The organism is Terrabacter sp. LjRoot27 (assembly GCF_964254175.1).
Lineage (GTDB): Bacteria > Actinomycetota > Actinomycetes > Actinomycetales > Dermatophilaceae > Terrabacter.
Genome location: NZ_CAXUSS020000001.1, coordinates 3,266,831 through 3,289,488 on the forward strand (window position 1 = coordinate 3,266,831; position 22,658 = coordinate 3,289,488).

The following is a 22,658-nucleotide window of genomic DNA, read 5'->3' on the forward strand; positions in this document are numbered from 1 at the left end:
CGGCCCGTGGGCTCCCGATCTCGGATCGGGGGCCCACGGCCCGTTCAGGGCAGAAGTTGCCAAAAGCCCACGGGCAGCGATGCACAACCATCACTAGTCCCCACCGGGGGTCGGAAGGCAGGATCAGTTCGGTGAAGCCCGCCCCCTTCGAGCACCACGCACCGCTCACCGTCGAGCAGGCCGTCTCCGTCCTCACCGAGGTCGGGCACGACGGCAAGGTCCTCGCGGGCGGCCAGAGTCTCATCCCGATCCTCAACATGCGCCTGGCCTCGCCGGCCCACCTCGTCGACATCAACCGCGTCGCCGGCCTCGACACCGTCGAGGTGACGTCCGAGGCCGTCCGCGTCGGCGCGCTCGTGCGGCACGCGGGCCTCGAGCGCTCCGAGGAGGCGTATGCCGCCCTCCCCCTCCTGCGCCAGGCGCTCGTCAACGTCGCGCACCCGGCCATCCGCAACCGCGGCACGACGGTCGGCTCCATCGCGCACGCCGACGCGGCGGGTGAGATGCCGGCGATCCTCGCGCTGACCGACGGGGTCGTCGAGGTGGCGGGCCCGTCCGGGGCGCGCGAGATCGCGTGGTCCGACTTCTTCCTCGGTGCCCTCGAGACGTCGCTCGCGGCCGAGGAGCTGGCCGTCGCGGTGCGTTTCGGTCGGTTCCCGGCCGGCACCGGCACGGCCTTCACCGAGGCGGCCCGTCGCCACGGCGACTACGCGATGGCCGGAGTCGGGGTCGCGGTCACCGTCACCGACGGGGTCGTCTCCGCCGCCCGCGCGTCCTTCGTGTCCGTCACCGACGTGCCGTCGGTCCTCGACCTCACGCCGTCGCTGGGTGGGGTCGAGCCCGGCACCGCCGCCTGGGACGCGGCTCTCGACGCCGCTGCCGAGGCGGTGCGCGGGCACGTCGACCCCGAGGGGGACATCCACGCCAGCGCCGACTACCGCCGCATGCTCGTCACGGAGCTGACCCGCCGGGTCCTCCCCCAGGCCGCCGACCGCGCTCAACCCACCGCACCGAACGCAGCGTTCGATCGCGAAAGCGCTGCTACACCACTGAGTTCGCCATCGAACGCTGCGTTCGGTGGAGAAGGAGCAGGCGATGACTGACACGACCAGCGAGACCCTCCACGACGTGACGGTCTCCGTGAACGGCGTGCGCCACTCGGCCACCGTGCCCGCCCGCCGCCTGCTCTCGGACTTCCTGCGCCACGACCTCGAGCTCACCGGCACGCACGTCGGCTGCGAGCACGGCGTGTGCGGCGCCTGCACCGTCCTCGTCGACGGGCAGCCGATGCGCTCGTGCCTCATGTTCGCCGTCACGGCGCAGGACCACGCGGTCACGACCGTCGAGGGCCTCTGCTCGGCGCCCGACGCCCGGCTCGCACCGACCGGCGAGTCGATGAACCCCGTCCAGCAGGCCTTCGCCGAGTGCCACGGGCTCCAGTGCGGCTTCTGCACCCCAGGCTTCCTCACGACCGTCACGGCCTACCTGGAGGACAACCCGTCACCGACGAGCGAGGAGGCGCGAGAGGCGATCTCGGGCAACCTCTGTCGCTGCACCGGCTACCAGAACATCGTCAAGAGCGTCCTGCGCGCCGCCGAGATCAAGGCCGAGCGGGCGGACGAGACGGCCGAGGTGCAGTCGTGACCACGCAGATGTTCGGCGCGCCGATCAGGCGCAAGGAGGACCCTCGCCTCGTCACCGGCGGCGGACGCTACCTCGACGACCTCGGGCACGACGCGCTCGCGGCCGCCTTCGTCCGCAGCCCGCACGCCCACGCCCGCATCGTCGACATCGACGCGTCCGAGGCCGTCGACGTCGAGGGTGTCGTCGGCATCTACGTCCACGAGGACCTCCCGGGCCGGGTCGGCGAGCCGCTGCCGCTGCTCATCCCGCACCCGACGCTGACCCACGGCCGCACCGGCTACGCGCTCGCCAAGGACGAGGTCAACCACGTCGGCGAGCCGATCGTCATGGTCGTCGCGACCGACCGCTACGTCGCCGAGGACGCGTGCCAGCGCATCCGCGTCACCTACGACCAGCTGCCCGTCGTCGTCGGCATCGAGGCCGCCCGCTCCGGCGAGCTGCTCGTGCACGACGACGTGCCCGACAACGTCGCGGCCCACATGCTCCAGGAGGTCGGCGACGTCGAGGCCGCGATGGCCGCGGCGCCCCACACCCTGACCCTCGACCTCGACATCGAGCGCAGCGCCTGCATGCCGATGGAGGGCAAGGGCGTCTACGCCCGCTGGGACCGCGACCGCGGCGAGCTGCGGATGTACTCCTCCACGCAGACCTCGACCGGTGTGCGCGCCGCCGTCGCCGCCAAGCTCGACCTGCCGCTCGCGAAGGTCGAGTGCATCGCCCCCGACGTGGGCGGCGGGTTCGGCGTCAAGATCGTCCACCCATGGCCCGAGGAGGTCCTCGTCCCGTGGGCCGCGATCCTGCTCGGCCGCCCGGTCAAGTGGGCCGAGGACCGGCGCGAGCACTTCATCAGCGCGGCGCACGAGCGCGGCCAGCTCCAGCGGGTCACGGTGGGCTTCGACGACGAGGGCCACCTGCTCGCGCTCGACGTCAAGCTCTGGCACGACAACGGCGCGTACACCCCCTACGGCATCATCGTCCCGATCATCACCTCGACCCAGCTGCTCGGCCCCTACAAGCCGGGGACCTACCGCTGCGAGTTCTGGTCGCTCTACACGAACACCGTCCTCGTGACGCCGTACCGGGGCGCGGGCCGTCCGCAGGGCTGCTTCGCCATGGAGCGCACGATGGACGCGATCGCCGACGAGCTCGGACTCGACCGCGCCGAGGTCCGCTCGCGCAACTTCATCCTCCCGACCGAGATGCCCTGGGACCACGGCCTGCTCTTCCAGGACGGCCGCCCGCTCAAGTACGACTCGGGTGACTTCCCGGCGAGCCTCGCCAAGCTCAAGGACCTCGTCGGCTGGGACGACTTCGCCGACTACCGCCGCCAGGCCGAGGCCGAGGGACGCAAGGTCGGGCTCGGGATCGGCTGCTACGTCGAGGGCACCGGCGTCGGTCCCTACGAGGGCGGCCACATCCAGATCGAGACGAGCGGTCGCGTCAACGTCTCGACGGGCCTGACCTCACAGGGACAGGGTCACGAGACCGTCTTCGCGCAGATCGTCGCCCAGGAGCTCGGCGTGCGCATGGAAGACGTCTACGTCACGACCGGAGACACCCGCAAGATGGCGTATGCCGTGGGCACCTTCGCGTCGCGAGCCGCGGTCATGAGCGGCAGCGCCATCGCCCTCGCCGCGCGCAACGTCCGGGCCAAGGCGCTGCGCATCGCCGCGGACGCCCTCGAGGTGTCGCCCGAGGACCTCGAGATCGTCGAGGGCACGGTGCGCGTCAAGGGTGCCCCGGCGACGTCGATGAGCCTGGGCACGGTGTCGGTGCTGTCCAACCCGCTGCGCTACGCGTTCGACGAAGCGGCAAAGGCCGCAACGCAGTTCGCCGGCACCTTCGACCCCGACAAGCCCCCCGTCGCCGACGACGAGGAGCCGGGTCTCGAGGGCAAGGACTTCTACTCCCCCACCCAGGCGACCTTCGCCAACGGCATGCACGCGGCGATCGTCGAGACCGACCCCGTCACGGCCGAGATCACGATCCTGCGCTACTGCGTCATCCACGACTGCGGCACGATGATCAACCCGATGATCGTCGAGGGCCAGGTCCACGGCGGCGTCGCGCAGGGGGTCGGCGGCGCGCTCTACGAGCGGATGGCCTACGACGAGTCGGGGCAGCTGCTCAACGCGAGCTTCATGGACTTCCTCATGCCCTACGCGTCCGAGGTGCCGACCATCGAGGCCGACCACCTCGAGACCCCCAGCCCGCTGAACCCCTTGGGCATCAAGGGCGCCGGTGAGGCGGGCTGCATCCCCGTGTCCGCCGTCATCGCGTCGGCCATCGAGGACGCCGAGGGCTTCCCCATCACCCGGATGCCGATCTCGCCCTACGACCTCTGGGAGCTGCGCCGCCGCCACGCGGACGGCGAGATCCCGTCCCTGCACCGCACGACACGCACGACGAGCACGTCACAGAAGGAGCCGACCGCATGAAGATCACCGGATCCGCCACCCTCGCGGCCGACCCGCAGCAGGTGTGGGACGCCTTCCACGACCCGGCCGTGCTCGCGCGCTGCCTGCCGGGCTGCGAGCGCCTCACCGAGCTCGGGCCCGACCACTACGCGATGACCGTGACGGCGGGCGTCGCCGCGATCAAGGGCACCTACGACGGGGAGGTGTCCCTCCGGGACCCGCAGCACCCCGGCTCCTTCACGATGAAGGCCTCCGGCGCCGGCGCTCCGGGCACCGTCGACGCCGACGTCGTCGTGCGCCTTCGCCCCTCCACCGCCGGCGGCACCGACCTGACCTACGACGCCGACGCGTCCGTCGGTGGTGTCATCGGCGGCGTCGGTCAGCGCATGCTCGCCGGTGTCACGAAGAAGATGGCGGGACAGTTCTTCTCCGCCGTCGACGCCGACATCTCGGGCGTCCGCCCGGTCACCCCGAGCGCTCCCGGGGCCGCCGCGCTGGGCCCGGCACCCGGCATACCTGCTGGCGCTGCTGCGCCCGGCACCCCGGTGTCGTATGCCGGCCGGCCGGCTCCCGCGGGACCGTTCGCCGGGCGCGAGTACGCCCTCGGCGTCGTCACCGGCGGGGCCGTCGCGCTCGTCGGTGTCCTCGTCGGCTGGGCGATCGGGAGGCGATGACGATGCGCGCCTTCACCGCCGCGGCCGTCCAGGTCGCCCCCGTCGCGGGGCCGCTGACCGCCGACTCGATCCGCGCCAACCTCGACAGGTGCGTCGACATGACGCGCCAGTGCGTCGCCGCCACCGGGGCCGAGCTCGTCGTGCTCCCCGAGTCGGCGACGACGGGCTTCACCCCGGGCTGCTCCAAGGAGGAGCTCTGGGACCTCGTCACCGACCTGCCGGGCGCCATGGCCGAGCCGATCCAGGCCGTGGCCCGCGAGCTCGGCGTGCACATCTGCTTCGGCACCTACGAGCGCGGGCCCGAGCGCGGGGTCGTCTACAACTCGTCGGTGCTCGTCGGACCCTCGGGTGACGTGCTCGGCGTCTACCGCAAGACGCACCCCTTCTGCTCCGAGATCGTCAGCGGCGGCGGGTGGGTCACTCCGGGCGACACGGTCACGGTGTGCGACACCGAGCTTGGCCGCATCGGCATGATCATCTGCTTCGACGGCGACTACCCCGAGCTCGCGCGCATCCAGGCCGTCCAGGGCGCCGAGGTCATCTGCCGGCCGTCGGCGCTGCTGCGCTCGGCCGACATCTGGGACCTCACGTCGCGGGCGCGGGCCTATGACAACCACGTCTACGTCGTCGGGGCCAACGCCGTGGGCGCGGACCCCGCGGGCGTGCTCTACTTCGGCAACTCGCACATCGTGACGCCGATCGGCCACATCGTCGCCAAGGCCGCGACGCACCCCGGCTGGGTCTCGGCCCGGCTCGACCCGGCCGACGCGCTCGCGTCGCTGACGCCGGGCTCCAACGTCGGCCAGGCGTTCGACCACCTGCGCGACCGCAACCTCGACCTCATCCGCAACCACCGGGCCGAGCTCGAGGGCGCCGCCGAGACGTCCTTCCCGCACGCGCCGATCCACCGCGGCGAGGCCGGCTGACCTCCGCGCCCCGCCCGGGCGACCGGCCGACCGACGACCGTTGGTCGGTATGGCCGCCCGGGACCGGCGTGTCGTGCGGCGTGTCGAGCCGCACACGCCACCAACGGTCGTCCGTCGGCGCGGCCCGTCGGCTCAGTCCTCGGGGGGCAGCACGATCGCGCGGGGCGTCGACGTCGGCTCCTCGCCCCGTCCGCGAGTGGACGTCCAGTCGTAGACGACCGACGTGCGCAGCAGCAGGTCGGGCAGCGACCGGTTCTCGCGGCTGACGACGACCCAGAAGAGCACGATCGGGAACATGACGCACGCCGCGGCGCGCAGGAACGCCCGCGTGAGCCCGATCGTGCGCCCGCCGTCGTCGACGACGCGCAGGCCGAGCAGGCGGTTGCCGAAGGTGCGGCCCGTCGTCGCCCACGCCACCGTGAGGTATGCCGTGAGCAGCCCGAGCACGAGCAGGAGCAGCCTCAGCCCGCCCGGGTCCGGGAAGTGGAAGGACTGTGGACCGAGCAGGAAGATCGTCCCCGACCACGCGGCATACATGAGGGCGACGCCGAGGAGCGCGACGGTGAGGTCCACGGCGCCGGCTGCCACCCGGGTGACGATGCCCGCCCGGTGGCCCTGGACCGAGCGCGCCGGGCCGGGCAGGACGATCCGGGACACCGGGTCCCGGCCGGGCCGCGACGGTGACGTCATGACGTCGCGCCGGTCATCCGGCCGACCCCGGCAGCACCGGATGGCTCGCGATCTCGCTGGCTGGGAGGGCCGGCCCCGGCGTGCGCGGACGACGCCGGAGCATCCGGTCGACGACGTGCGCGACGCGCTCGTCGGCACCGACGCCCTGCCAGCGCACCTCGCGCATCCCCTCGGAGGCCATGGCACCCGACGAGCTCTGGATGATGCCCGGGAGGTCGATCTCCTCGACGACGTACTCGGCGAGGGCGATGAGGTCGAGCCTGGCCACGACGGCGTCGAGGTCGAGACGCGCAGCGATGGCGTCGATGTCGACCCGGTCGATGATCGCGTCGAGGTCGAGACGCGCGGCGATGGCGTCGATGTCGACCCGGTCGATGATCGCTCCGATGTCCACACGCCCCACGATCGCGTCGATGTCCACCGCCGCCACGGCGCGGTCGAGGTCAGCACGCGCGACCACCGCATCGACGTCGACCCGGTCGATGATCGCCCCGATGTCCACACGCCCCACGATCGCGTCGATGTCCACCGCCGCCACGGCGCGGTCGAGGTCAGCACGCGCGACGACCTTGTCGACGTCCACGCGCTCGATGATCGCGTCGACGTCGACGCGGTCGACGACGGCCCCGATGTCGACCCGCGACACCGCCCGGTCCAGGTCGACCGCCTGCACGACCGCGTCGAGGTCGACGTGGTCGACGACGACGTCCGTGAGGTCCACGAGGTCGAGGACGGCCTCGACGACGGCTGCCGCCAGCCGTTGGGCCACCAGCTCGGCCCGTCGACCCATGTCGTCGCGTCGCGACCGCCCACGACGGCGCAGCTCCTGCGACCAGTCGGCGTCTCGCACCAGGGCGGACAGATGGCTCAGCGCAGCCGTCACCGGTGCCGTCACCACGGCCGTGACGAGCATCGGCGGCCGAACCCGCTCGACGACCCTGCCGGCCGTCTCGACCCCGACCGCGGCCAGACCGAGCACCACCTCGGCAAGGTCCGAGACGGTCAGCGGCTCGAAGCGCCCCACCGGCTCGTCCGGCCCGGCTGCCGTGGTCTCGTCCATGCCTCGTCCTCACCGTCCCGGGGCACCGTGACCCACACCGACCGGCGCCGCTGACTCGTTCTGTCTCCAGCATGCGTCCGACTGGCCCGGGCGGGCATCACCCGCGACGAGTGAAGGAGCGCCGATCCCGCGGATCGGCGAACGAGGCGCTCAGGACCCGGACGACCGCAGTCGAGCGGCCCGGGACGCAAGGTGCCGGCGCTCCGCCTCGTTCGTCGCGGTCGCGGCGGCCCGGTCAAGGAGGTCGGCCGCCTCGGGGGTGTCGCCCGCCATCTCGAGCAGCTGCCCACGCACCGCCATCCAGCGGTGCGTCGTGCCGAGCCGGTCCTCGACCTCGTCGACGACCTCGAGGGCCGCCTCGGGTCCGTGCGCCATGGCCACCGCCACGGCCCGGTTGAGGGTCACCACCGGGTTGCCCGTGACCTGCTCGAGCAGACCGTAGAGCGAGAGGATCTCGTCCCAGTCGGTGTCGGCGGCCGTCGGTGCACGGTCGTGGACCGCGGCGATGGCGGCCTGCAGCTGGTACTCCCCGACCGCCCCTGACGCCATGGCCCGGCCCAGCAGGTCGAGACCCTCCGCCACGAGCGAGACGTCCCACCTCGACCGGTCCTGGTCGGGCAGCGGCACGAGAGCTCCCGAGGCGTCGCTGCGGGCCGGGGCGCGCGCCTCGAGCAGCAGCATGAGGGAGAGCAGGCCCAGGGCCTCGGGAGGGTCGGGAGTCCCGTCCACGAGCATCCGCGTCAGGCGGATCGCCTCCCGGGACAGCGAGGTCCGCTGCACCGTGTCGCCGTGCGTGCTCGCGTACCCCTCGTTGAAGACGAGGTAGAGGACGTGGAGCACCGAGCGGACACGCTCCTCACGGTCGCCACCGGACGGCATACGAAAGCCGGCGCCGGAGGCGCGGATCGTGGCCTTGGCGCGGCTGATCCGCTGCGCCATCGTCGCCTCCGGCACGAGGAAGGCCTGGGCGATCTCGGCGGTCGTCAGCCCCCCGACGGCGCGCAGCGTCAGCGCGATCGCCGACGCCGGGGTCAGTGACGGGTGGCAGCAGAGGAAGAGCACCGTGAGGCTGTCGTCGCGGTCGACCGGGTCGTGAGCCGGCACCTCCCAGGCGATGACGCGCGCCTCGCGCTCACGCCGGGCCGCGTCGCTGCGCCACCGGTCGACGAGGCGTCGGGAGGCCGTGGTGACGAGCCACGCGCGCGGCTCGTCGGGCAGCCCGTCGACGGGCCAGTGCCGGGCTGCGGCGAGCAGGGCCTCCTGGACGGCGTCCTCGGCCGAGTCGAAGTCGCCGAAACGGCGGCTGACGATGCCGACGACCTGCGGCGCGAGCGTGCGCAGCAGGTCGTCGACGGCGGGCTCTGTGCTCAGCGGGTGCCGCCCGCCGTGCGCAGGAAGGCATCCATCTCGTCGGTGTTCGCCGGCGCCTCCTCCATGACCTGGCGCACGTGGATCGGCTGCCGCGTGGGCACGCCGCCACGGCCCGGCACCGCCGACATGAGCGACGCGATCTCCAGTGCGCGCTCCTCCGAGTCGACCTCGACGACCTGGAAGCCGGCGAGCCACTCCTTGAACTCCTGGAAGGGTCCGTCCGTGACGACCGGTGCGGCACCGTCGGACCGCACGATCTTGGCGAGGTCGGGCCCCGTGAGGATCGTCGACGAGACGAGCTCGCCGTTGGCCTCGAGCTCGCCGACGAGCTTCTCGTAGTAGTCGAGGTGGGCCTGGACCTCTTCTGGTGTCCAGTCGGACATCGGGGCCGGGTCGTCGCCGGCCTGGAAGTCGACGCCGATGAGGTACTTCGCCATGTCTCACTCGCTCCTTCGTCGTGTCGTGCCAGCGTGGCACGCTCACCCCGGGGACGGAGCGGACGGCGCGCCCTCGACATCGACCGTGCCCGACAGTTCGGCCCCGAACGGATCTGGCGAGGGTTGGCGCGGAACCGGGCAGGTGTTGGCAGCATGTGCCAACGCCCCGGGAGGCGTCCCGCGGGTTGAATCCTCACCATGACAGCAGGCACCTCCGCACGCCGCCGGATCCGCATCGGCATCGACACGGGTGGCACGTTCACCGACGTCGTCGCGCTCGACGAGGACTCGGGCGAGCTCGTCACGACGAAGACCCCATCGACGCCGAGCAACCCCGCCGACGGCTTCCTGGCCGGCGTCCGCAAGGTCCTCGACCTCATGGACGCGGCCGGCGACGACATCAGCGCCGTCTCGCACGGCACGACCGTCGCGACGAACAAGCTGCTCGAGGGCAAGGTCGAGGCCCTCGGCTTCATCACGACCGAGGGCTACGAGTTCATCCTCGAGATCGCCCGCCAGGCGGTGCCCGACGGCTACGGCAACTCCTACTTCTGGGTCAAGCCCGCACGCATCGTGCCGGCCGACTACGTCAAGACGGTCGGCGGCCGGTTCGACTTCGAGGGCAACGAGATCCGCCCGTTCGACGAGGAGCGCGCCGTCACCGTCGCGCGGTGGTTCAAGGAGCGCGGCATCACGACGATCGGTGTGTGCTTCCTGCACTCCTACGCCGACGACAGCCACGAGCTGGCGATGCGTGAGGTGCTCCGCCGCGAGCACCCCGACGCCGTCGTGTCGATCAGCTCGGAGGTGCTGCGCGAGTACCGCGAGTACGAGCGCTCGATGACGACCCTCGTCGACGCCGCGGTCAAGCCCAACGTGTCGCGCTACGTCGCCAACATCCACCACCGGCTCGACGAGTTCGTCGGCAGCAGCGAGAAGCTGCCCTTCTACATCATGAAGTCCAACGGGGGTGTGCTCTCGGCCGACGAGGTCGTGCACCAGCCGATCACGACCGTCCTCTCCGGACCTGCGGCCGGTGCGCTCGGTGCCGGTCTCATCGCGAGCCGCGCCGGCTTCGACAAGGTCCTGACGTGCGACGGCGGCGGCACCTCGACCGACGTGTCCGTCGTCCTCGCCGGTGAGCCGACGCTGACGACCGAGGGCACGGTCGGTGCCTACCCGAGCAAGATCCCGATGATCGACGTCGTCACCGTCGGAGCAGGCGGCGGTTCCATCGCGTGGATCTCCCCCGAGGGCTCGCTCAAGGTCGGTCCGCAGTCCGCGGGCGCCGACCCCGGCCCCCTCTGCTACGCCAAGGGCGGCACCGAGCCGACGATCACCGACGCGCACGTGACGCTCGGGCGCATCCCCCCGCACCTGCTCGGCGGCGAGATCCCGCTCGACGTGGAGGCCGCGCGCGCCGGGGTCTCGGCCCTGGCCGAGCGCCTCGGCCTCGACTTCGAGCGCTGCGCGACCGGCATCCTCGAGATCTCCGCGTGGAACCAGGCCAACGCGCTGCGGCAGGTGTCGGTCAAGCGCGGACTCGACGTGCGCGACTTCATGCTCGCCACCTTCGGCGGCTCGGGCTCGCTGCTCGCCTGCCGCCTCGTCGACATCCTCGGCCTCGCCGGCGTCGTCGTGCCGCAGAACCCCGGCAACGTCTCCGCCTTCGGACTGCTCACCGTCGACGTCAAGAACGACTACGTCCAGACGTCCGTCGCGCGCCACCACGCGCTCGACCACGCCGCCGTACAGAAGACCTTCGACGACCTCACCGCCAAGGCGGCGAGCGCCCTCGACGGCGAGGGCTTCCCGCGCGAGAGCCACCGCTACACGCGCACCGTCGACCTGCGCTACTTCGGCCAGGCCTACGAGGTCCGCGTCGCCGCGCCCGAGGGCGACATCGACGAGGCGTATGCCGCCGGCGTCGCCTCGCGCTTCCACGACGAGCACCGCGCGCTCTACGGCTACGACTTCCGGGGCGACCCGACGCAGCAGGTCGAGTGGGTGAACCTCCGCGTCACCGGCGTCGGCCCCATCACGCGGCCCGAGCTGCGCGACCTCGCGCCGTCGCACGGCGCGGCCGACGTGCGCGAGCGTGCCCACCGCAGCGTCCGCCCGGTCTGCTTCGACGCGGATGCCGGCTACGTCGACACGGACGTCTGGTGGCGGCCCGACCTGCTCGCCGGCGACACCGTCGAGGGCCCGGCGGTCATCGAGGAGTTCGGCTCGACGGTCCCGGTCCACCCCGGCTTCGTCGTCCGCGTCGACACGCTCGGCAACCTCGTCATCACCCGGTCCACCGCCGCCCCGACGACCACCCCGGAGGCCTGACATGTGCTTCTCCTGCCAGACCGCGGCCACCCGCCTCGCCCCCGTCGACGCCGCCACCGGGTCGCAGGGCACTGCCCCCCACGTCACGGACGCCGGCAGCTCCGGCCACGACGGCACCTCGGTGAACCCCGCGGGGCTCCCCACGGCATACGAGCACGGCAACCGGCTGACGCCCGAGGGCACGACCGTCGACCCGATCCTCGTCGAGATCGTCGAGGGCACGCTCGCGAGCGTCGAGATGGAGGTCGAGACGGCCATCGCCCGTACCTCCCGCTCTCCCATGATCCGCGACGCGCACGACTTCCGGGCCGGCATCCACGACCGTCAGCTGCGCAAGCTGACGGGTCGCTCCTACAGCGCGCTCGTCCACCCGATCGCCCGCGACTTCCCGCTCGCCGAGATGAGCGAGGGGGACGTCTTCTTCCACAACGACGTCTACGAGTCCGAGGGTGGCATCGGCCACCTGCCCGACCTCTGCGTCACGGTCCCGGTCTTCTCCGGCGGCGAGGTCGTCGCCTTCGTCCAGGCGTTCGGCCACCACGACGACATCGGTGGCGCCGTGCCCGGCTCGATGCCGAGCAACGCCCAGACGGTGTTCGAGGAGGGCCTCTCGGTCCCGCCGATCAAGCTGTGGGACAAGGGAGTTCCCAACCAGGCTGCGCTGCGTATCATGACGCGCAACAGTCGCATGCCCGACAGCCTCGCTGCCGACCTCGACGCCGAGTGCTCGGCCTGCCTCATGGGCGCCCGGCGTCTCGGCGAGCTCTTCGAGCGCTACGGCCGCGACACGATCGAGGCCGCCTTCGACGCGATCCTCGACAAGACGACCGAGACCTACCGTCGCGAGATCCTCAGCAAGATCCCCGACGGCACGTACGTCTGGGAGGACTACGCCGAGCACGACGGCGTCGACGAGCCCAAGCTGCACACGCAGCGAATCACCCTCACCAAGCAGTCGACCGGTGGCCCCGGCCCCGGTGACGGCGGGCCCAAGCTCATCATCGACTTCACCGGCACGGCGCCGCAGGCCAAGGGCCCGATCAACCACTGCGGCGACTACGTCGGCGGCAACTTCCTCAAGAAGTGGCTCGCCCCGATCCTGCGCAACCTCGCCGACACCCCCGAGCGGATGGCCGAGCTCGACGTCAACGAGGGCATCGTGCCGCTCATCGAGATGAAGTTCCCCGAGAAGGGCACGCTCCTCACGCCGATCTACCCCGCGCCGACGAACGCCCGCACCTTCGTCATCCTGCGCCTGCTCGGCGTTCTCGCCGGGGTCGTCGCCAAGGCCGTGGACGGCAAGATGCCGGCCGACCAGGAGACGATCCGCTACACCGGCGTCTACGGCAAGGACCGCGACGACAACGACTACCTCATGCGGGAGGTGCTCGGCGGCGGTTCGGGCGGGCGGTACTACGCCGACGGCGAGGACACGATCCACGTCGTGCCCGACAGCCGCAACCTGCCGACCGAGTTCACCGAGAGCCGCTTCCCGTTCATCGTCGAGCGCCTCGGCCTCGCCGTCGACTCGGGCGGAGCCGGCCGGCACCGCGGCGGTCTCGGCTACGAGAAGCACATCCGGATGCTCAAGGACGCCCACTTCATGTCGATCGCCGACCGGTCGATCCTCGCGTGCTGGGGCGTCAAGGGCGGCAAGGCCGGTCGCCCGTTCGAGGTCACCGTCGACGTGGGCGGACCCGAGGAGCGCACCGTCGACGCCCTCGCCGACGCCGAGGTCGTCAAGGCGGGACAGGTCATCCGCATCCGGACCACCGGTGGAGGCGGCTGGGGCGACCCGCTCGAGCGTCCCTACGACGAGGTCGAGCGCGACCTCCGCTGGGGCAAGGTCTCGTTCGAGGGCGCGCGCCGCGACTACGGCGTCGTCGCCGCCGGGGACCTCGACGAGCCCGTCATCGACGCGGCCGCGTCGGACGCCCTGCGTGAGCAGCTGCGCGGCGACCGCGCGGACGAGCAGCCGTTCTTCGACCGTGGCCCCGGCTACGCGACGCTGGCCGCGGGACGGTCGGCGGCGGATGTCGACTGGGTCTGAGCGTGACGACGGTCCTCGTGATCGGCGCGACCGGCAAGACCGGCCGCGCCGTCACGCGCGCCCTCACGTCACAGGGCGTCACCGTGATCGCTGCCGTTCGCTCGCCGGAACGGGCCGAGAGAGCGTATGCCGTTGGGGCCCGGTCGATCTCGGTCATTGACCTTTCGACGGGGCAGGGGCTCGACGAGGCCGTGACCGGTGTCGACGCCGTCTACCACCTCGCGCCCAACGTCCATCCGGACGAGGTCGCCATCGCCGACCGGGTCGCCGGCACGGCAGCGCGGGCAGGCCTGTCCCGCTTCGTGTTCCACTCGGTGCTGCACCCGCACGACCCGTCGATGCCGCACCACCTGCGCAAGGCCGAGGCCGAGAAGGTCGTGCGCACCCACGTGCCGGGAGCCACGGTGCTGCGCCCGGCGGCATACCACCAGAACCTCCTCGACGCGGCCCACGTCGGGCGGCTCGCGGTCCCCTACTCGCTCGACGTCCCGTTCACGAACGTCGACCTCGACGACGTGGCCGAGGTCGCGGCGACGGTGCTGACCCGTCCCGGCCACGAGGGCGTGACCTACGACCTCGCCGGCCCCGAGGTGCTCTCGGTGCGCGAGCAGGCCCGCGTCGCGGCCGACGTGCTCGGGCACCCCGTCGAGGCCGTACGCGTGGAGCTCGCCGAGTGGGTCGCCGGACCCGGGGCGTCCCTCACGTCCCAGGCGCGCGACGACCTGTCGGCGATGTTCGCCTCCTACGACCGCGGCGGTCTCGTCGGCGACGCCAGGACGGCACGACGTCTCCTCGGACGCGAGCCGCGCTCATGGGCGGACGCGCTCACCCGCTCCTGACCGGTCGCGGACCGGCCTGTCGCTCAGTCGATGTCGCGTTCCTCGATGGTCTGGCGCACGGTGCTCGTCGGCGTCGTCGCGCCGCTGGGGCGCTCCTCACGCGTGATGATGCGCTTGCGCCGGGTGCCCTTGCTCCCGTGCCAGATGAGCGCGGCACCCGCGACCATGAGGATGACGCCGACGATGGGCAGGCTGATGACGGACGTGTTGGCCCGCACCGCGAAGGTCAGGATGGCCCCCACGACGGCGAGCAGGACTCCGACTCCCACGGTCCCCCACCTCTCGGCTCGGTCGACGGCGCCCCGGACGGCGCCCCTCGGACATTATGTTCCTCCTACCCGCCCGACCGGTATGCCGCGCACGGCCTGTGCTGGCGCCCACCGCGACGGCACGGCACGGCCGCCGACGGCACCCGACGGCATACATCTGCCAATGTCGGGGGCCGCGTTGGGCAGGAGGTGACAACGCGCCCGCTCCGCCGCGCTCCCTAGGCTCACGCCATGACGACCGAGGACGCGCCGTGAGGGTGCTCGTGGCGCTGGGCGGCAACGCCATGACCGGGCCCGACGGCAGCGCCACACCCCAGGCCCAGCGCGAGGCCATCGCCACCGCGAGCCACCACCTCGCCGAGCTCGTCGCCGCCGGGCACGAGGTCGTCATCACCCACGGCAACGGGCCCCAGGTCGGCAACCTCCTCGTCAAGAACGAGCTCGCCGCGAGTGTCGTGCCGCCGGTCCCGCTCGACTGGTGCGGCGCGCAGACGCAGGGGACGATCGGCTTCACGCTGCTCGACACCCTCGAGGCCGCCTTCGCCGCCCGGGGCATCGAGCGTCGCGTCGCCGCCATCATCACGCGCACCCTCGTCGACGCCGACGACCCCGGCTTCACGCACCCGACCAAGCCGATCGGGCGATTCCTCCCCCGCGACCAGGCACAGACGCTCATCGACCACGGCGAGCGCTGGGAGGACCGCGGCGAGAAGGGGTGGCGCCGGGTCGTCGCCTCGCCCGAGCCCGTCGAGGTGCTCGAGACGCACACGCTCCACACGCTCCTCGCCGCCGGCTACGTCGTCGTCACGGCCGGCGGCGGCGGCATCCCCGTCGTGCGTGTCGCCGACGGCAGCGTGCACGGTGTCGAGGCGGTCATCGACAAGGACCTCACGGCAGCGCTGCTCGCCCGCGCCGTCCACGCCGACGTCCTCGTCATCGCCACCGACGTCGCACACGCCGTCGCCGGCTGGGGCACCCCCGGGGCCCACGACATCGGCCGGGTCACGCTCGACGACATGGAGGCGTATGCCGCCGCCGGCCACTTCGCGTCCGGATCGATGGGCCCGAAGGTCGAGGCCGCCCTGCGCTTCGTCCGCTCGGGCGGGTCGCGCTCGATCATCACGGCCCTCGACCAGCTCGCGCCGGCCATCGACGGCCACGTCGGAACCGTCATCGAAAACCCTGAAAGAGAAAGGTGATTCACGTGCCCGAAGCCATTGAGGTGCGCAAGGTCCCCATCCACTCGGTCGCCGACGCGTCAGAGCTCGCGAAGCTCATCGACGACGGTGTCATGGAGGCGAGCCGTGTCGTCGCCATCATCGGCAAGACCGAGGGCAACGGCGGCGTCAACGACTACACGCGCATCATCGCCGACCGCGCCTTCCGCGAGGTCCTCGTCGAGAAGGGCGCCCCGGCCGAGCAGGTCAAGCAGGTCCCGATCGTGTGGTCCGGCGGCACCGACGGCATCATCAGCCCGCACGCGACGATCTTCGCCACCGTCCCGGCCGACAAGGCCGAGCAGTCCGACGAGCCGCGGCTCACGGTCGGCTTCGCGATGAGCGAGCCGATCAAGCCCGAGGAGATCGGCTACGTCGCGATGGTGCAGAAGGTCGCCGACGCGGTGAAGGTCGCCATGGAGCGCGCCGGCATCACCGACCCGGCCGACGTGCACTACGTCCAGACCAAGACGCCGCTGCTGACGATCCACACGATCCGCGACGCGAAGTCCCGCGGCCACGAGGTCTGGACCGAGCACACGCACGAGTCGATGGACCTCTCCAACGGCACGACCGGCCTCGGCATCGCCGTCGCCCTCGGTGAGATCGAGATGCCGACCGACGCCGACATCATGCACGACCGGTCGCTCTTCTCGTCGGTGGCCTCGTGCAGCTCGGGCGTCGAGCTCGACCAGGCGCAGGTCGTCGTCGTCGGCAACACGACGGGCATCGGTGGCCGCTACCGCATCGGCCACTCGGTCATGCAGGACGCGCTCGACGCCGACGGCGTGTGGGGCGCGATCAAGGACGCCGGGCTCGACCTGCCGGAGCGCCCGCACAGCAGCGACATCCAGGGCCGGCTCGTCAACGTCTTCCTCAAGTGCGAGGTGAGCCAGGACGGCACCGTGCACGGCCGGCGCAACGCGATGCTCGACGACTCCGACGTGCACTGGCATCGCCAGATCAAGTCGGCCGTCGGTGGCGTCACGGCCTCGGTCACCGGCGACCCGGCGGTCTTCGTGTCCGTGTCGGCAGCCCACCAGGGCCCCGACGGTGGTGGGCCCGTCGCCGCGATCGTCGACCTCGGCGAGGGCGAGCCCACCGGCTACCGCTGGACCCGCTGACCTCGCGCCTCCACCACCGCTACACCGTCGAGAGGCCACGCGTGGCCCCCCTTGTTCGGTCGAGAGGCCAGTTCTCGGTGACGAGTGCTGGCCTCTCGTCACGTCCGAGGTGGCGCGACGTGGCTTCTCGACGGTGGCGGCGAGGCGTGTCCTTGCCGGCCAGCGTCTGCGCCGCTACCTTGTGTCGCATGGTACCGGGCGACGAACGCATCCTGACGCACCTCCGTCGCGGTGCGGTCGAGTACTGCGTCCTCGCGATGGTCGCCGACGAGCCCACCTACGGGCTCGACATCGCGCGCCGGCTCGCCCGCGACGGCATCCTCATGACCGGCGAGGGCACCCTCTACCCCCTGCTGTCTCGGCTGCGGACCGCCGGGTTCGTCGAGACCAGGTGGGAGGAGTCGACCGAGGGGCCGCCCCGCCGCTACTACGCGATCACCGCCTCGGGACGGGAGACGCTCGACGCCTTCCGCCGCACGTGGGCACCATTCCGCGACGCCGTGGACGCGGCCGTCGACCTGCAGACAGGGAGCAGACCGTGAACCAGACCCACCCCCGCGTCGACGCGTATCTCCAGCACCTCGACGCCCTCCTCGAGGGCGCGCCGCCCGCAACCCGGACCGAGGTCGTCGCCGGCGTGCGCGAGCACCTCCACGACAGCCTCCCGGCCGACGCGGACGACGAGCAGGTCCGCAGCGCGCTCGCCGGGCTGGGCACGCCCGAGCAGATCGCCGACGAGGCCTGTGCCGCGGATCCGGGCTCCCGCACGGGCGCAGCGACGCCCACACAGGACCGGCGTTGGCTGCCGGTGGTCGTCATGGTGCTCGGCTTCCTCGTCCTGCTGCTGCTGACGTTCTTCGCCGTCACGGGCCCCCACCCCGCCGAGCTGCTCTTCGCCCTCTTCTATCCGCCGCTGTGGCCGGTGCTCGCCGTCCTCGTCGTGATCGCCCGCGGATGGACGACGCGTGAGAAGGTCGTGCTCATCGGCGTCTTCCCGGCAGCCTGCGCCCTGGTCGCGATCGTCGCCGGGGTCGCCTGGAGCGTCAACGAGACGGTCGGCGCAGCGGCTTCGGTCACGGCCCTGCTCCTGTCCGTGGTGGTCGCGGCCACGGTGGTCGTCGTCCTCGGTCGGAGAGGGCTGCGCCGCGCCGGCTGAGCCGCCCACCACCCAGACCGGCTCCGACCAGACGACATACCCCGCCGCGGAGATGGGCGCGGGCTCTCCGCCGCGGCACACGGCATACGCCCGCGTGGAGACGACGACGGCCACGACCCGGGCGTGGGGCGTGGCCGTCGGTCGGAGTCTCAGTGCGCGAAGTGGCGCGTCCCCGTGAAGTACATCGTGACGCCGGCGGCCTTGGCCGCCTCGATGATCTCCTCGTCGCGGATCGAGCCACCGGGCGCGACGACCGCGCGCACCCCGGCGTCGAGCAGGATCTGCAGGCCGTCGGCGAACGGGAAGAACGCGTCGGACGCGGCGACGGAGCCACGGGCGCGCTCCTCCCCCGCGCGTCGCACGGCGAGGTAGCACGAGTCGACGCGGTTGACCTGGCCCATGCCGACGCCGACCGCGGCGCCGTCCTTGGCGAGCAGGATCGCGTTGGACTTCACGGCACGGATCGCGCGCCAGGCGAACTGCAGGTCGGCGATCGTCGCGTCGTCCGCGGCCTCACCCGCGACGAGCCGCCAGTTCGCGGCGTCGTCGCCACCGGTGACCGCGTCACCCTCGCCGCGCACGACGGCGTCGACCTTGTCGACGGTCTGCACGAGCAGGCCACCGCTGATGGCGCGCGTCTCGATCGGGTCGGCCGCCTGCGCCATCCCGGCGGGCAGGCGCAGGACACGGAGGTTCTTCTTGGCCGTGAGGATCTCGAGGGCCTCGGGCTCGTAGTCGGGCGCGATGATGACCTCGGTGAAGACCGGCTTGGCAGCCGCCGCCATCGCCGCGGTGACGGTCCGGTTGGCCGCGATGATGCCGCCGTAGGCGCTCACGGGGTCGGTCGCGTGGGCCCGCTCGTAGGCCTCCTCGATGGTGCCGCCCACGGCGATGCCGCACGGGTTGGCGTGCTTGATGATCGCCACGGTCGGCTGGTCGCCGTGGTCGTGCGCGGCACGCACGGCGGCGTCCGTGTCGACGTAGTTGTTGTAGGACATCTCCTTGCCGTGCAGCTGCTCGCCGCTCGCCACGCCGGGACGCCAGTGGCGGTAGAGCGCTGCGCTCTGGTGCGGGTTCTCGCCGTAGCGCAGCGCCGCTGCGCGGTCGAAGGTCGCGCCCGTCCAGGCCGGGAAGCCGGTGCCGTCGCTCGTGTCGGCGACGACGTTACCCATCCAGCTCGCGACGGCGTTGTCGTAGCTCGCGGTGTGCACGAACGCCTCGGCCGCGAGGCGACGACGCTCGGCCAGCGTGAAGCCGCCTGCGCCCAGCGCCTCCGTGACGTGGGCGTATGCCGCCGGGCTCGTCACGATGGCGACGCTCGCGTGGTTCTTGGCGGAGGCGCGCACCATCGACGGGCCGCCGATGTCGATCTGCTCGACGCACTCGTCCTCGCTGGCGCCCGACGCGACGGTCTCGCGGAAGGGGTAGAGGTTGACGACGACGAGGTCGAAGGCCTCGACGCCGAGGTCGGCGAGCTGCTGCATGTGGTCCTCGTTGCGCGTGTCGGCGAGGATGCCGGCATGCACCTTGGGGTGCAGCGTCTTGACCCGGCCGTCGAGGCACTCGGGGAAGCCGGTCAGGTCCTCGACCTGCGTCACGGGCACCCCCGCGGCGGCGATCGTCTTCGCCGTCGAGCCGGTCGAGACGATGGCGACCCCCGCGGCGTCGAGGGCCCGGGCCAGCTCGTCGAGGCCGGACTTGTCGTAGACGGAGACGAGGGCCCGCTTGATCGGGCGGCGGCCGTCGGTGTCGGTGGACGGCGCGGCGGACGGGGCAGCGGTCATGGGTGCACTCCTGGTTCGGTGACATCGGTCGCGGCGCGTCCGGTCGGTCTGGCCGGACGGCATCCGTTCTCGCGAGGCACCCAGGCGGTCGATGCTCCCGACGTCACTCCCCGGTGGTGTCCCACCCGCGCCAGTCGTGTGCGACCAGCGTAGCGGTCAGCCCCGCCCGATCCGAACTCGTCGACCGTCGACGGCGAAGCCCTCGCGCGCGAGCCGGCTCACGACGTCGACGAGCAGGTCGCGCTCCTGGACCTTGATCCGCTCGTGCAGGCTCTCCTCGGTGTCGTCGTCCTCGACCGCGACGACCCGCTGCTCGATGATCGGTCCGGTGTCGACGCCGGCGTCGACGACGTGGCACGTCGTGCCGGTCACCTTGACGCCGTACGCGAGCGCGTCGCGCACGCCGTGCGCCCCGGGGAAGCTCGGCAGGAGGGCGGGATGGGTGTTGACGACAGGCTGCGCCCCGAGGGTCGCCGGGCCGAGGATCCGCATGAAGCCGGCCGTGACGACGAAGCGCGGTCCGGCCGCGGCGACCTGCTCGGCCAGGGCGAGGTCCCACGCGGCGCGGTCCTCGAAGTCGGCCGGGCGCACGACGAAGGTCGGTATGCCGGCCCGCTCGGCCCGCTCGAGCCCCGCGCACGGGCGGTCGGCCCCCACCGCAGCGATCCGCACGCCGTACGCCGGGTCGGCCGAGGCGTCGAGCAGGGCCTGCAGCAGCGTGCCGGAGCCTGACACCAGGACGACGACGGGCACCGCGCCGTCGGACGTCACGGACGTGCTGGCGAGGGCGTCGGTCGTCACGCGCCGGAGTGTAGCGCTGCGGCCCGATGCGGGTCCGGGCTCATCCATGGGCGAGGATGGACCGCATGACCGAGCCGCAGCAGGAGCAGGAGATCGCGTTCGCCCGTGAGAAGGCGAAGCGCACCCTGCCCGTCGCGCTCCTCGTCCTGCTCGGCCTCGTGGCGATGTACCTCCCGCTCCCGAAGCGCTTCGTCGCCGTCCTGCCGCTCGTGCTCGCGGTCGTGCTGACGGTGCGCCTGCTCCGCTTCCTGTCGACGCGCGGCGGCAAGGAGAAGGTGTGGCCGGTCGTGACGCTCGTCATCTCCGCGATGCTGCTGTCGACGCTGGCGCTCCAGGTCGTCTTCTACGACTCGGTCCGCGCCTACGAGGAGTGCGTCGCCGGCGCTCAGACGAGCATCGCCGAGGGCGACTGCGCCCAGATGAGGGACTCCGGGATGATGGGCTTCGTCGTGCGCTGAGCGCCCGACCCGGTCGGCCGTTCCCCCCTGTCAGCCCTCGTCAGCCCTCGTCAGCCCTCGTCGGACGTCGAGGTGTCCGCCTCGGGCCCGGCCTCCGCGGCCTCCACCGGCGGCTGCTCGCGCTCGGGCCCCTCGGCACGACGGTCTCGCAGCACGAGCACGCCCGCGAAGAGCAGCGCGCCACCGACGACCTCAGCCGTCAGGGCCGCCGCGAACGACCACAGGTGCGCGCCGACGGCCGAGAGGCGGTCGACGCCGACCGCACCGTTGCCGAGCGCCGTGAGCACGATGACGACCGCGACCGCGACGACCGCCGCGACAGCCGTGGCCGACAGCCGGGCCCGCACGTTGCCGAAGAACTCGAGCGCGGCGTCGACCCGGCGACCGAGCCAGACGCCGACGAGCACGGGGGCCAGCACGACGGCATACATCGCCGCCGGGTAGTCGCCGGCCTGCGGCAGGGCGCCGAGGACGGGCACGAGCGGCAGCAGCCCGGGCTGGGCGGCGCCGGCCGAGATCGTCGAGCCGAGAGCGACCTGGAAGCCCGGCCCCGCAAGGAACGAGAGCGCCCACGTGGCCGCGTTGCCGAGGAGGGCGAGCTGGGCGAGCGCGATGATGACGACCGCGCCGAGGTTGGCGCCGTACTGGTCCTGGATGTCGGCGACGGTCGACCACGACACGACGAGTCGCACCACGACGACGACGAAGCCGAGGGCGAGCAGCACGCCCGCGCCGCGCCAGCCGGTGCGCCACACCGTCGGCAGCCACGTCGGGCCGCGACGGAACCACGTGCGCACGAACGCCGGCGCGGTCTCGTCGTCGGGCCGGAGCATGACGAAGCCGAGCGCCGCGAGCGGCACGAGCAGGGACCCCACGACGGCGGCGACTCCGGGCGTCGCCGGACCCCCGAGGGTGAAGAGCGCGAAGACCGCCGACACGAGGCCGTAGCCGATGACGAAGCCCGGCACGACGCCCCACTGCGCGACGCGGCTCCAGTCGCCCGCACCCACACGCAGCCGCTCGGTCACCGCGAGACGACGGGCCCAGCGGTAGGCGATGAGGACGAAGACGAGCAGGAGGACCAGCGGTGTCATGGAGATCGACACGTCGCCGGCGCCGACGGACTGGCCGTGGCCGAGGAACCAGACGGCGCTGGCGACCGAGACGGCCGAGAACCACCCGACCGAGCTCTCGGGCGCGGCCACCCAGCCGATGAGCGCGGGCAGGACGACGACCGCCCACGTGCCGACGGCGGCGAGGGCGCCGGCGCGCAGGGCGGCCGGCATCGCCGTCGAGGGGCTGGTCGACGAGGTCGCCGACGTGGTCGTCGACGTCGTGGTCGTGCTCGGCGGGGCCAGTGGTCTCACTCCTGCGCTGCGGGTCCTGCGGGCTCGTGCGGGGTCGCTC

21 protein-coding genes and 1 riboswitch are annotated in these 22,658 nt (G+C 72.3%); of the genes, 13 read left to right on the forward strand and 8 right to left on the reverse strand.

Going from position 1 to position 22,658, the window contains the following annotated elements; all coding sequences use genetic code 11:
• Positions 1-131 precede the first annotated feature (131 nt).
• From ACSQ2D_RS15140 to ACSQ2D_RS15160, 5 genes are read left to right on the forward strand one after another with little or no spacing between them, the layout of a single operon-like run.
• Positions 132-1,103, forward strand: a complete 972-nt coding sequence (locus tag ACSQ2D_RS15140; RefSeq protein WP_435986762.1) for an FAD binding domain-containing protein — start codon at positions 132-134, stop codon at positions 1,101-1,103.
• Complete coding sequence (locus ACSQ2D_RS15145; protein ID WP_435986763.1) at positions 1,096-1,644, forward strand: (2Fe-2S)-binding protein; 549 nt, start codon at positions 1,096-1,098, stop codon at positions 1,642-1,644. The genes ACSQ2D_RS15140 and ACSQ2D_RS15145 overlap by 8 nt, the downstream gene beginning before the upstream one ends.
• Complete coding sequence (gene cutA, locus ACSQ2D_RS15150; protein ID WP_435986764.1) at positions 1,641-4,082, forward strand: aerobic carbon-monoxide dehydrogenase large subunit; 2,442 nt, start codon at positions 1,641-1,643, stop codon at positions 4,080-4,082. Before ACSQ2D_RS15145 ends, cutA begins: the two co-directional genes overlap by 4 nt.
• Entirely contained in the window at positions 4,079-4,735 is a 657-nt protein-coding gene (locus tag ACSQ2D_RS15155) for an SRPBCC family protein (RefSeq protein ID WP_435986765.1), read from the forward strand. The genes cutA and ACSQ2D_RS15155 overlap by 4 nt, the downstream gene beginning before the upstream one ends.
• Before the next feature lie 2 nt (positions 4,736-4,737).
• Positions 4,738-5,661 carry a carbon-nitrogen hydrolase family protein gene (locus ACSQ2D_RS15160; RefSeq protein WP_435986766.1) on the forward strand — a complete coding sequence of 308 codons (924 nt, stop codon included), beginning with the start codon at positions 4,738-4,740 and terminating at the stop codon, positions 5,659-5,661.
• Positions 5,662-5,793: 132 nt separating this feature from the next.
• Here the strand turns inward: ACSQ2D_RS15160 and ACSQ2D_RS15165 are convergent, their stop codons facing one another.
• From ACSQ2D_RS15165 to ACSQ2D_RS15180, 4 genes are all read right to left on the reverse strand, one after another.
• On the reverse strand, positions 5,794-6,351 hold the full coding sequence (locus ACSQ2D_RS15165) for an RDD family protein (RefSeq protein WP_435986767.1): 558 nt from the start codon (positions 6,349-6,351) through the stop codon (positions 5,794-5,796).
• A gap of 13 nt (positions 6,352-6,364) precedes the next feature.
• Positions 6,365-7,411, reverse strand: coding sequence for a hypothetical protein (locus ACSQ2D_RS15170; RefSeq protein ID WP_435986768.1), 1,047 nt, complete (start codon positions 7,409-7,411; stop codon positions 6,365-6,367).
• 150 nt (positions 7,412-7,561) lie between these two features.
• On the reverse strand, positions 7,562-8,782 hold the full coding sequence (locus tag ACSQ2D_RS15175; RefSeq protein ID WP_435987859.1) for an RNA polymerase sigma factor: 1,221 nt from the start codon (positions 8,780-8,782) through the stop codon (positions 7,562-7,564).
• Positions 8,779-9,219, reverse strand: a complete 441-nt coding sequence (locus ACSQ2D_RS15180) for a YciI family protein (protein WP_435986769.1) — start codon at positions 9,217-9,219, stop codon at positions 8,779-8,781. The genes ACSQ2D_RS15175 and ACSQ2D_RS15180 overlap by 4 nt, the downstream gene beginning before the upstream one ends.
• Before the next feature lie 198 nt (positions 9,220-9,417).
• On the opposite strand from ACSQ2D_RS15180, the gene ACSQ2D_RS15185 reads away from it, so the two are divergent.
• From ACSQ2D_RS15185 to ACSQ2D_RS15195, 3 genes are read left to right on the forward strand one after another with little or no spacing between them, the layout of a single operon-like run.
• The gene (locus ACSQ2D_RS15185; protein WP_435986770.1) at positions 9,418-11,553 is read left to right on the forward strand and encodes a hydantoinase/oxoprolinase family protein; all 2,136 of its coding nucleotides are present in this window, start codon (positions 9,418-9,420) and stop codon (positions 11,551-11,553) included.
• A 1-nt stretch (position 11,554) separates the two neighbouring features.
• A complete protein-coding gene (locus tag ACSQ2D_RS15190; RefSeq protein WP_435986771.1) occupies positions 11,555-13,603 on the forward strand; it encodes a hydantoinase B/oxoprolinase family protein in 2,049 nt (682 codons plus the stop codon).
• Between the two features lie 2 nt (positions 13,604-13,605).
• Positions 13,606-14,442: an SDR family oxidoreductase gene (locus ACSQ2D_RS15195; protein ID WP_435986772.1), complete on the forward strand. Its 837-nt coding sequence runs from the start codon at positions 13,606-13,608 to the stop codon at positions 14,440-14,442.
• Positions 14,443-14,465: 23 nt separating this feature from the next.
• Here the strand turns inward: ACSQ2D_RS15195 and ACSQ2D_RS15200 are convergent, their stop codons facing one another.
• Positions 14,466-14,711: a hypothetical protein gene (locus ACSQ2D_RS15200; protein ID WP_020144810.1), complete on the reverse strand. Its 246-nt coding sequence runs from the start codon at positions 14,709-14,711 to the stop codon at positions 14,466-14,468.
• A gap of 251 nt (positions 14,712-14,962) precedes the next feature.
• Here ACSQ2D_RS15200 and ACSQ2D_RS15205 point away from each other — a divergent pair, with 251 nt between their 5' ends.
• The 4 genes from ACSQ2D_RS15205 (at position 14,963) to ACSQ2D_RS15220 (ending at position 18,208) form a co-directional block, all read left to right on the forward strand.
• The gene (locus ACSQ2D_RS15205; protein ID WP_435986773.1) at positions 14,963-15,910 is read left to right on the forward strand and encodes a carbamate kinase; all 948 of its coding nucleotides are present in this window, start codon (positions 14,963-14,965) and stop codon (positions 15,908-15,910) included.
• A 5-nt stretch (positions 15,911-15,915) separates the two neighbouring features.
• The gene (locus tag ACSQ2D_RS15210; RefSeq protein ID WP_435986774.1) at positions 15,916-17,052 is read left to right on the forward strand and encodes a ring-opening amidohydrolase; all 1,137 of its coding nucleotides are present in this window, start codon (positions 15,916-15,918) and stop codon (positions 17,050-17,052) included.
• A 188-nt stretch (positions 17,053-17,240) separates the two neighbouring features.
• Positions 17,241-17,594 carry a PadR family transcriptional regulator gene (locus ACSQ2D_RS15215; protein ID WP_435986775.1) on the forward strand — a complete coding sequence of 118 codons (354 nt, stop codon included), beginning with the start codon at positions 17,241-17,243 and terminating at the stop codon, positions 17,592-17,594.
• Complete coding sequence (locus ACSQ2D_RS15220) at positions 17,591-18,208, forward strand: HAAS signaling domain-containing protein (protein ID WP_435986776.1); 618 nt, start codon at positions 17,591-17,593, stop codon at positions 18,206-18,208. The genes ACSQ2D_RS15215 and ACSQ2D_RS15220 overlap by 4 nt, the downstream gene beginning before the upstream one ends.
• Before the next feature lie 149 nt (positions 18,209-18,357).
• On the opposite strand, the gene purH is transcribed toward ACSQ2D_RS15220, so the two are convergent.
• The gene (gene purH, locus ACSQ2D_RS15225) at positions 18,358-19,992 is read right to left on the reverse strand and encodes a bifunctional phosphoribosylaminoimidazolecarboxamide formyltransferase/IMP cyclohydrolase (RefSeq protein ID WP_435986777.1); all 1,635 of its coding nucleotides are present in this window, start codon (positions 19,990-19,992) and stop codon (positions 18,358-18,360) included.
• A gap of 71 nt (positions 19,993-20,063) precedes the next feature.
• Positions 20,064-20,140: riboswitch (ZMP/ZTP riboswitch) on the reverse strand.
• An 8-nt stretch (positions 20,141-20,148) separates the two neighbouring features.
• The gene (gene purN / locus ACSQ2D_RS15230; protein ID WP_435987860.1) at positions 20,149-20,745 is read right to left on the reverse strand and encodes a phosphoribosylglycinamide formyltransferase; all 597 of its coding nucleotides are present in this window, start codon (positions 20,743-20,745) and stop codon (positions 20,149-20,151) included.
• A 113-nt stretch (positions 20,746-20,858) separates the two neighbouring features.
• On the opposite strand from purN, the gene ACSQ2D_RS15235 reads away from it, so the two are divergent.
• Positions 20,859-21,251 carry a hypothetical protein gene (locus ACSQ2D_RS15235; RefSeq protein WP_435986778.1) on the forward strand — a complete coding sequence of 131 codons (393 nt, stop codon included), beginning with the start codon at positions 20,859-20,861 and terminating at the stop codon, positions 21,249-21,251.
• Positions 21,252-21,301: 50 nt separating this feature from the next.
• Here the strand turns inward: ACSQ2D_RS15235 and ACSQ2D_RS15240 are convergent, their stop codons facing one another.
• Positions 21,302-22,618 (reverse strand): cell division protein PerM, encoded by a 1,317-nt coding sequence (locus tag ACSQ2D_RS15240; RefSeq protein ID WP_435986779.1) that lies wholly within the window; start codon positions 22,616-22,618, stop codon positions 21,302-21,304.
• Positions 22,619-22,658 lie beyond the last annotated feature (40 nt).

Excerpts from the sequence above, each read along its gene's own strand:
- ACSQ2D_RS15190 (WP_435986771.1), top strand. The coding sequence starts at position 11,555 with ATGTGCTTCTCCTGCCAGACCGCGGCCACCCGCCTCGCCCCCGTCGAC.
- ACSQ2D_RS15180 (WP_435986769.1), bottom strand. The coding sequence starts at position 9,219 with ATGGCGAAGTACCTCATCGGCGTCGACTTCCAGGCCGGCGACGACCCG.
- ACSQ2D_RS15185 (WP_435986770.1), top strand. The coding sequence starts at position 9,418 with ATGACAGCAGGCACCTCCGCACGCCGCCGGATCCGCATCGGCATCGAC.
- ACSQ2D_RS15170 (WP_435986768.1), bottom strand. The coding sequence starts at position 7,411 with ATGGACGAGACCACGGCAGCCGGGCCGGACGAGCCGGTGGGGCGCTTC.
- ACSQ2D_RS15235 (WP_435986778.1), top strand. The coding sequence starts at position 20,859 with ATGACCGAGCCGCAGCAGGAGCAGGAGATCGCGTTCGCCCGTGAGAAG.
- ACSQ2D_RS15215 (WP_435986775.1), top strand. The coding sequence starts at position 17,241 with ATGGTACCGGGCGACGAACGCATCCTGACGCACCTCCGTCGCGGTGCG.
- ACSQ2D_RS15145 (WP_435986763.1), top strand. The coding sequence starts at position 1,096 with ATGACTGACACGACCAGCGAGACCCTCCACGACGTGACGGTCTCCGTG.
- purH (WP_435986777.1), bottom strand. The coding sequence starts at position 19,992 with ATGACCGCTGCCCCGTCCGCCGCGCCGTCCACCGACACCGACGGCCGC.
- ACSQ2D_RS15155 (WP_435986765.1), top strand. The coding sequence starts at position 4,079 with ATGAAGATCACCGGATCCGCCACCCTCGCGGCCGACCCGCAGCAGGTG.
- ACSQ2D_RS15165 (WP_435986767.1), bottom strand. The coding sequence starts at position 6,351 with ATGACGTCACCGTCGCGGCCCGGCCGGGACCCGGTGTCCCGGATCGTC.
- ACSQ2D_RS15160 (WP_435986766.1), top strand. The coding sequence starts at position 4,738 with ATGCGCGCCTTCACCGCCGCGGCCGTCCAGGTCGCCCCCGTCGCGGGG.